This window comes from Deferrisoma sp. (genome assembly GCF_054681715.1).
The window spans coordinates 1-7750 of record NZ_BAAHFQ010000134.1 but is presented as its reverse complement, the minus strand read 5'-3'; the positions used below and the strand labels follow the sequence as shown (position 1 = coordinate 7750).

At 74.7% G+C, this 7750-nt stretch carries 7 protein-coding genes; 4 read left to right on the top strand and 3 right to left on the bottom strand.

All coding sequences use genetic code 11. From position 1 onward, the window contains the following. From ACY0I8_RS14415 to sixA, 4 genes are all read left to right on the top strand, one after another. The coding region (locus tag ACY0I8_RS14415; RefSeq protein WP_461394759.1) for a transposase at positions 1–137 on the top strand (137 nt) is incomplete at its 5' end. Next, positions 134–391, top strand: a complete 258-nt coding sequence (locus tag ACY0I8_RS14410; RefSeq protein ID WP_461395313.1) for a tetratricopeptide repeat protein — start codon at positions 134–136, stop codon at positions 389–391. The genes ACY0I8_RS14415 and ACY0I8_RS14410, both read left to right, overlap by 4 nt. An 8-nt stretch (positions 392–399) precedes the next feature. After that, positions 400–1815, top strand: a complete 1416-nt coding sequence (locus ACY0I8_RS14405) for a hypothetical protein (protein ID WP_461395312.1) — start codon at positions 400–402, stop codon at positions 1813–1815. A gap of 227 nt (positions 1816–2042) precedes the next feature. Further along, positions 2043–2519: a phosphohistidine phosphatase SixA gene (gene sixA / locus ACY0I8_RS14400; RefSeq protein ID WP_461395311.1), complete on the top strand. Its 477-nt coding sequence runs from the start codon at positions 2043–2045 to the stop codon at positions 2517–2519. Here the strand turns inward: sixA and ACY0I8_RS14395 are convergent. The 3 genes from ACY0I8_RS14395 to ACY0I8_RS14385 all read right to left on the bottom strand — a co-directional run. After that, positions 2516–3262 (bottom strand): porin family protein, encoded by a 747-nt coding sequence (locus tag ACY0I8_RS14395; protein ID WP_461395310.1) that lies wholly within the window; start codon positions 3260–3262, stop codon positions 2516–2518. The two genes, sixA and ACY0I8_RS14395, sit on opposite strands and share 4 nt — an antisense overlap. Positions 3263–3511: 249 nt before the next feature. Continuing rightward, positions 3512–4534, bottom strand: coding sequence for a Wadjet anti-phage system protein JetD domain-containing protein (locus ACY0I8_RS14390; RefSeq protein ID WP_461395309.1), 1023 nt, complete (start codon positions 4532–4534; stop codon positions 3512–3514). After that, positions 4524–7750 (bottom strand): coiled-coil domain-containing protein (locus ACY0I8_RS14385; protein ID WP_461395308.1); only part of this gene is annotated, 3227 nt, incomplete at its 5' end. The genes ACY0I8_RS14385 and ACY0I8_RS14390, both read right to left, overlap by 11 nt.

Below are 7750 nucleotides of genomic sequence, written 5' to 3'. Positions count from 1 at the left end.
TCACCACGGCCCCCTTGGAGGGGCTGAACAACAAGATCAAGGTGCTCAAGCGCCAGGCCTATGGCTTCCGGGACCAGGAGTACTTCAAACTGCGAGTCCTGTTCATCCACGAGCCCACCCCATCATTTGCCGGATGAGCCCCCTTTCCGAGTCGCCCCGGCCCCAGGTCGCCTTCGAGCTCCACGACCTGGTGGGGGACATTTTGGCCGAGCAGGGGAGGCGCGAGGAGGCCCTGGCCGCCTACCGGCGGTGCCTGCGGATCTTTCCCGGCTATCTCCAGGTGGTGGAGAAGATCGAGAACCTCGAAGCCCCGAGCGAATCCGGCGGGGCCCCTGCGAAGCCGGCCCCGGCCCCCACCCGGGCCACCCCGGTGGCCGAGTTCCCGATGTGAGGACCGCCGTGCCGCTCCGCGCCCTTGCCGCCCTTCTCGTGGCCCTGTGGCCCCTGGCCGCCGCCGGGGCGCTCCCGCCCCCCGCGCCGCCCCACGACGGCGAGGCGTGCGAGGCCTGCCACCCCGGCGATCCGGCGGCACCCGTGGAGTGCGGCACGTGCCACGGCCCCGACGCCAACCTCCATCCGGACGGGGTGCCCCCCTCCCAGCCCGTGCCCCCCGCGTTTCCCCTGGAGGACGGCCGGCTCACCTGCCGGTCGTGCCACCGGCTCCACGGTCCGGCCGGCCCCCACGCCCTCCGGGGCTTCGATGACCCGGGGGTCCAGAGCCTTTCGGATTTCTGCGCCCTGTGTCACGGTGGGGGGCTCGCCCGCACCAATCCCCACCGGGCCGACGCCGGGGAAAACCGGTGCGCCTTCTGCCACGCCTCGGTGCGGCCGGGGGCCGTGCTCGCGGGCGTCCGGCTCACGGCCCGGGTGGACGCGAACCGGCTGTGCGACTTCTGCCACGACGTGCGGGCCAAGGACCACCCGCGAAACATCGACCCGGTGCTCGACCTCCCCGACGAACTGCCCCGGGGTCCGGGGGGCGAGATCACCTGCGCCACCTGCCACAACCCCCACGGGTCGAGCCGGTTCACCCATTTCCTCCGAGAGGCCTACGGACTCCACTTCGAACGGGGGCTCCAGGAGAACCCCCACCAGAACGACCGCTACGCCTGCCGGGGCTGCCATGTGGAGGCGGCGCCGGAGCGGATCACCAAGGCGCGCCACGATCTGCGGTTCCAGGGCGACGCCATTCTCCTTTGCGTGTCGTGCCACGTGACCGCCCGGAGCCACCACCCCGTGGGAGTGCCGCTCCCGCCCGAGATGGCCGCCCGCCTCCGGGACGCCGGGGCGCTCCCCCTCGACCCCGAGGGCCGGACCACCTGCATCACCTGCCACACCAACAACTGCGAAACCGGCGCCCAGCACATGAGCGTGCGGCGCTACGACCCCAAGCGGTTCCGGCTCGACCTGTGCTGGGGCTGCCACGAGAAGGAGAAGTTCGCGGCCACCGACCCCCACCGCAAAACCGTGGACGACACCACCGAGGGGTGCGTGTTCTGCCACGACCGGCCGCCGGTGAAGGGACTGGAGCGGGCCGAGGATCTCTACTTCGTGAGCCAGGTGAAGATGATCTGCCTGCGCTGCCACGAGGACCTCTCGGACCAGGACGTGAGCCACATGGGCAAACCCCCGCCCGACTGGATGCTCGAGCGGCTCCGCCAGGCCGCCGAGGCCCGGGCCACCGAGTTCCCCCTGGAGCGGGACGGCACGCTCACCTGCACCACCTGCCACAACGCCCATTTCTCGGCCAAGGACGACCGCCACAAGACCCGGCTTCCCAGCCGCGACATGTGCGCGCTGTGCCATTCCAGGTGACAGGGGACGGAAGACAGAAGACAGGGCTCCTACCCGGAACGAGAGCGCGCCACCGCCGGCATCTCTGATACCATCGAAAATGCCTATTTCACCCCGCAAGCACGGTGTCCGGAAACCGCACCGTCCGTGGTGGCAGGAGCTCCCCCGGGGGCGGGCCTTGATTCCGCGGGTGGGGGCGCTACGTTTGCAGCAGGGTTTCCCTGGGCTCCAGCGCGGGAGGGAGAAGCATGCGGCTCTACGTGGTGCAGCACGCCGAAGCGGTTTCCAAGGCGGAGGACCCCGAGCGGCCCCTTTCCGAGAAGGGGCGGCTTGACGCCGAACGGCTCGCGGCGTTTCTCGCCCGGGCGGGGATCGGGGTCAAACGGGTTTGGCACAGCGGGAAATTGCGGGCCCGCCAGACGGCCGAACTCCTCCAGTGGGCCGTGCTCCCAAGGGGCGAGGTGGAGGAGCGCCCCGGCCTCGGGCCCGAGGCCCCGGTGGGGCCCCTGGCCGACGAGGCCGCCGGGTGGGAGGACGATATCCTCCTCGTGGGCCACCTGCCGTTCGTGGACCGGCTGGTGGCCCGGCTCGTGACCGGGGACGAGGCGGCGTCGGTGTGCGCCTTCGTCCCCGGCACGGCCGTGTGCCTGGACCGGAACGGGGAAGGGACCTGGCGGGTGGTCTGGATGCTCCCGCCCGAGGTCCTGGCCAAGGAGGAGCGTTAGAACTTGGCCCCCACCCCCACGTAGGGCCCGGTCTGGGCGTAGTCGAGGGTGAGGTCGTCGGTTTCCACGTCGATCTGGAAGTACCGGTACCCCGCCACGAGTTCGATGAACGGAAGCGGGTTGTAAGAGACCTCGCCCGAGGCCTCGACGATCCGGTTCCCCCGGTAGGCCATGCCCACGGCATGGGCCCGCACCTCCAGGAGGTCGGCCAGGATCCCCAGGTGCCCGCCGAGGCCCACCATGGGGATCGGGATCTGGAACGACTGGGATTCCTCCTGGCCGGCCGCCTCCATCCGCACCTCGCCGTCGAGGTACTTCACCTGGAGCTGGGGCCCCAGGGAGAACCCGGCCAAGATGTTCTCGAGGTCGATCAAATCGTAGCGGTAGGCGAGATCGAGCTGGGTGTACTCGAGGGAGGTGTCGGTACGTTCGGAGAAGGTTTTGCCGCCGAAGGTGATGGGACTCGAAAGCGTCTTCGTGCCCGAGTAGTCCACCCGGGTCGCCGAGAGGATCAGGTGATGGTCCCCGATCCAGAGCCAGGCGTCACCGAAGAAGAAGTTCTCGTCGTCGACCCCCAGGTCGTCGGTGAAGTCCACCGTGTCCCCCTTGACCCCATCGTCGAGCCGCACATCGCCGGAAAGCTGGGGAATCCAGTATGCCACCCGGGCCCCCACCTCGAACGCCCCGGCCGCGCCGGCCCACAGGAGCCCACACCCCGCCATCGCCAAAATCCACCGTTTCATGCCGCACCTCCCTACCTACCATCTGATTGACAAAACCCGACATCCGCCCTTGGCTAAACCCCACCGGCCCGAACCGAACCCGAGGCCCTGGTACGGTCCCGCGGCCGTTCATGCACGGCCGAACCCGGCGGACCGAAGCCCCTCGACCGAGCCTTCTCCGTGTCCTCCGTGCCCTCCGTGGTGCAACCACCCCGCACCGGGCCCCCGGTGAAGCCGAAGCGGACCCGGGCTTCACGGCCGCCCAGCCGCCTAGCCCCCCTCCGGGCCCGCCCGTAGGGCCTCGTAGCCCAGGGCCTCCTGGGGGAGCCACAGGCCCGCGGCGAAGAGTTCGGCCACGCGGTCGGCCAGATCGCCGCACCCCGCGAACGCCCCCTGCGGATCGGCCGCCGTCGGCCGTTCCTTGAGGGGCCTCGCCAGATGCCGTTGCCCGAGGAGGGCCCGGTAGAGGCGTCCCGCCGGCCGGCACCGGGGCTCCCGGGCCCTGAGGTCCTCGAGGATCCGGACCCCCTCGGGGTCGAGGTCGCCGAAGTACCCCACCCGTCCGATCTCCGGGAACGCTTCGAGGAAGTCGATGGAGCGAAGTATCTTCTTCCCCTCGCCGTAGACGACGAGGGCGGGCGCCTCGCCCCAGGCCCAGCGGCCCTCCTCCACCACCCGGCAGACCGACCAGAACGCCGAGAGGTTCTCCACGGCGAGCGCCACCGGCCCCTTCCCGAACCGCCGGTGGAAGAAGGGCTCGCGCACGTCCAGGGCGTGAACGTCCGCGAGGTCGAGCCCCAGGGTCCGCAGGAACCCCGGCCGGCGCTCCAGGAACTTCTCGTCGCCGAAGATCTCGAGGCTCCGCTCGTTGCGGGGCGCTCGGGGCCGGGCGGCCGGGTCGGGGTGGGCGAAGAGGTAGGCCGACACCGCCTCCACCGCGGCCCGAAGCCCCGGGCCCAGGCGCCGGGCGCCCGCGGGGTCGATCCGGGGGTGGAGGGGCGGCAGGGAATCCGGTCGCGCCCCGGGGAGGGCCGTGAGCCGGTACGCCCGAAACAGGGGGGGCCGACGGCCGTTTCGGCCCCGGGCCTGGATCGGCGAGAGGTCCCCCGCCTCCACCCGCCCGGCCACCCACCGGGCCAGGGCCCCGTACTCCCCGGCCTCCAGGTACCCCTCGGGGCCCAGGATCTGGCGCACCCGGGCCTCGAGATCGTCGGTGGCGAAGGTGCGCCGGCCCCGGCGGGCCACCTCGCGCAGGAACCCCTCGGCCGCGGCCGCGAGATCCTCAGGCCTCACCCGCCTCCCCCTCCTCGGCCGCGAAGTCCTCGGCCCAGTCCCGGTTCGGCGCCGCCAGCAGCGTCGCCTCCTCCACGGCGAAGTGGGCCCGGAACGCCTCCATGGTGTCGCGGTCGAGCTGCACGTAGGTCCGCCGGGAGGTGGGCACGGGCACCAGGCTCACGAGGTTTCGGAAATACTTCCAGATGCCCGGGTCCTGGTGGGCCGTGAGCACGATGAGCTGGATCGCGTTCTCCCGCGCGAGTTCCACCATGACCCGCAGCAGGTGGGCCGAACTGGCCTCGCCCACCGGGTTGTCGAGGAGGAGCACCTTGGTCGCGTCCTCCCGGCCGGCCGCCCGGTAGGTGGCGTAGGTCAGGGTGGCCACAAACAGGAGGTAGCAGGCCACCTGCTTCTCGCCCCCGCTCCAGGCCCGCACCTCCTCCCAGTCGGAGTACCGGGCCGGGGCCCCCGGGGTCTTGGGCTTGTAGATCCGCACCCGGGCCCGGTCGAGCCGGGCCACCACCCGCAGGAGTTCGAACCCGGTCACGCTGCGCACGGCCAGGGAGGCCCGGTCGGCCTCGGGGGCCTGGGCGTAGGCCTCCACGAACCGCTGGACGAAGCCGCGCATCTCGGCCTCGGCCGCGGCCTCGTCCCGGAGGGCCAGGTCCACCTGGAGGAGCCGCCGGGTGCCCCCGCCGGCGAACCGCACCGTGGAGTAGCGCTGGATCGACCGGATCTCCTCGGCGATCCGCCGGGCGAACGCCGCGCACCGGCCGGCCACCTCGGTCTTCTCGGCCTCGAGCCGTTCCTTCTCGGCCAGGGCGCTTCGTCGCAGGTCCTCCACGGCCGGGGCGTGGAGGCCCCAGTACCGCTCCACGCCAGCGTGGGTCGCCAGCGCCCGCTCGGCGTCCTCGGCCGCGAGGTGGAGCCGGCCCGCCAGGCGCACCGCCTCGGTGCGAAGGAACTCCAGGAACCCCGCGAGGGCCCGCTCCCGGCGGCGAACGGCCCGGTCGCGGGCCTCCCCGGCCTCGCGCCACCGCTCGAGGAGTGCGGGAAGGGCGTCGGCCGCGGCCTCGATCTCGCCGGGTCCCAGGGGCTCGGCCTCCCCCTCCCAGGCCCCGGGGCCGAGGCCCCGGGCCCGGGCGGCCGCCTCGGCGGCCCGGGCCCGGAACCCGTCTGCCGCCTCCCAGGCGGCCTGGGCCTGGGCCACGGCCCGCCCCGCCCGGGCCACGGCCGCGGTGAGGACCCGCTGGGTGCCCACCTCGCCGGCCCGGTCCAGGGCGTCCCAGGCCGGGTCCAGGGCCTCCTCCGCCTCGGCCCCGTGGCGGCCCCGGAACTCCCCGGCCAGCCGGCCGAGGCGGTCCCGAAGGTCCTGGGCCTTCGCCCGGGCCGCCTCTTGGGCCTCCCGGGCCCCGGCCAGGGCCTTCTCGGCCGCCCGGAGGCCTTCGTCGGCCTGCCGGCGCCGGGCCACCGGGTCCCACCGGCCGGCCTCGGCCGCCACCCGCTCGGCCGGGGGCTCCTCGACCCCCAGGCCCCGGATCGTCTCCCGCCGCTCCTCGACGCGGGCCAGGGTGTCGCGAATCCGCTCGTCGATCTCCCCCACCTCCCGGGCCCGGCCCAGGAAGGCCTCCCGGGCCGCCCGGGCCCGGGCGAGAAGCTCGGCCAGGTCGGCCTCCTCGGGGGGCTCCCGGGACTCCGGCGCGGCCAGCTCGGCCCGCTCCCGCCGGAGGTCGGCGAGGCGGTGGGCCAGCGAGGCCTGCTCCTCCCCGAGCCGGGCCAGTTCCGCCTCCACCCGGGCGAGCCGCCGCTCCAGGTCCGCCCGCTCGGCCCGGAGTTCCTCGAGTTTTGCCGCCCGCTCGGCCTCCCGGGCCTCCACGCCGGGGCGCTCCCGGCCGAACCGCTCCCAGTAGGCCTTCACCCGGGCGAGATCCCCCTCGGCCCGGCGGCCCCGGTCCCGGGCGCCGGCGGCCGCCTCCCGGGCCGCCCAGGCTTCGGTCCGCAGCGCCTCGGCCCGGGACGAAAGCTGCTCGGCCGCCCGCCGGGCCTCCCCGGCCGCGGCCCGGGCCTCGTCGCGCTCCCTCGACCAGCCGGACACCCGGGGTTCCGGAAAGCGGTCGTAAAACCGCGCCAGCCGTTCCCGGTCGGCCGTGGCCTCCTCCCAGGAGGCCCGGGCCCGCTCCACCCCGGCCGCCGCCTCGGCCGCCCGCTCCCGCACCCCGGTCGCGAACGCCTCGAACGCGGCCGGGTCCCACAGGGCCGCGCTCGCCCCGGGCAGGGGGAACCCCGCCCCGCCGGCCAGCACCACGAGCCCCTCGGCCGCCCCCTCGGGGGCGCCGGCCCGGAGGGCCTCGTCCAGGAGCTGGGGCGAAACCACGGGCACGGCGGCCCGCAGGTCGAGGGACGCCAGGACCTCGGCCCCCCGGTCCAGGAACCGGTTCCAGGCGCCCCGGCTTTCGGCCACGAGGCCGTGGGCCACGAACGGCCAGCGGCCGAGCACGGCGGCCCGGGCCTCGGCCGGCACCCGCCGGAGCCACCGGGCCCCGAGTTCAGTGGCCACGCCGGCCTCCTCTAGGGCCCGGCGCACGGCCAGCAGGTCCTCGGCCGGCAGCGGCGCCTCCTCGCCGGCCACGAAGGCCACCTCCCGCTCGGCCCGGGCGTGGGCCGCCTGGGCCGCGAGGAGCCGGTCGCGCCGGCCGGCCAGGGCCTCGTCCACGGCCCGAAGCGCGGCCTCGCGCTCCCGGTACGGCAGCGTGGGCTCGCACCCCCACCGGGAGAGCACCGGGCCGAGGTCGGCCGCGGCGGCCGCGGCCTCGGCGAGCTTCTCCTCGAACCCGGCGGCCCGGGCGTCGTGGCGGGCGGCCTCCTCCCGGCGGGCCGTGGCCTCCCCGTCCAGGTCCCGCGCCTCGGCCTCGGCCGCCTCGGCCCGCGCCTCCGCCCCGGCGGCCTCCTGCCGGGCGGCCTCGATCTCGTCTGCCAGGGCCTCCAGGACCTCCTCCGGCGTCCGGCCGGCCAGGAGGTCGGCCAGGGCCGCCTCCTCCGCCCCGGCGAGCCGGAGCCATTCGCGCAGGCGGCCGAGGTCCTCCTGGGCCGCCGCGGCTTGGGCCTCGAGGGCCCGGCGCCGTTCGAGCAACTCCCCGCGTTCGGCATCGAGCGCCCCTTTCCGGGCCCCGATCGCCCGAACCTCGGCCTCCGCGCCCTCCAGGGCCCGGGCCAGGGCCCCGTCGGCCAGGCCGG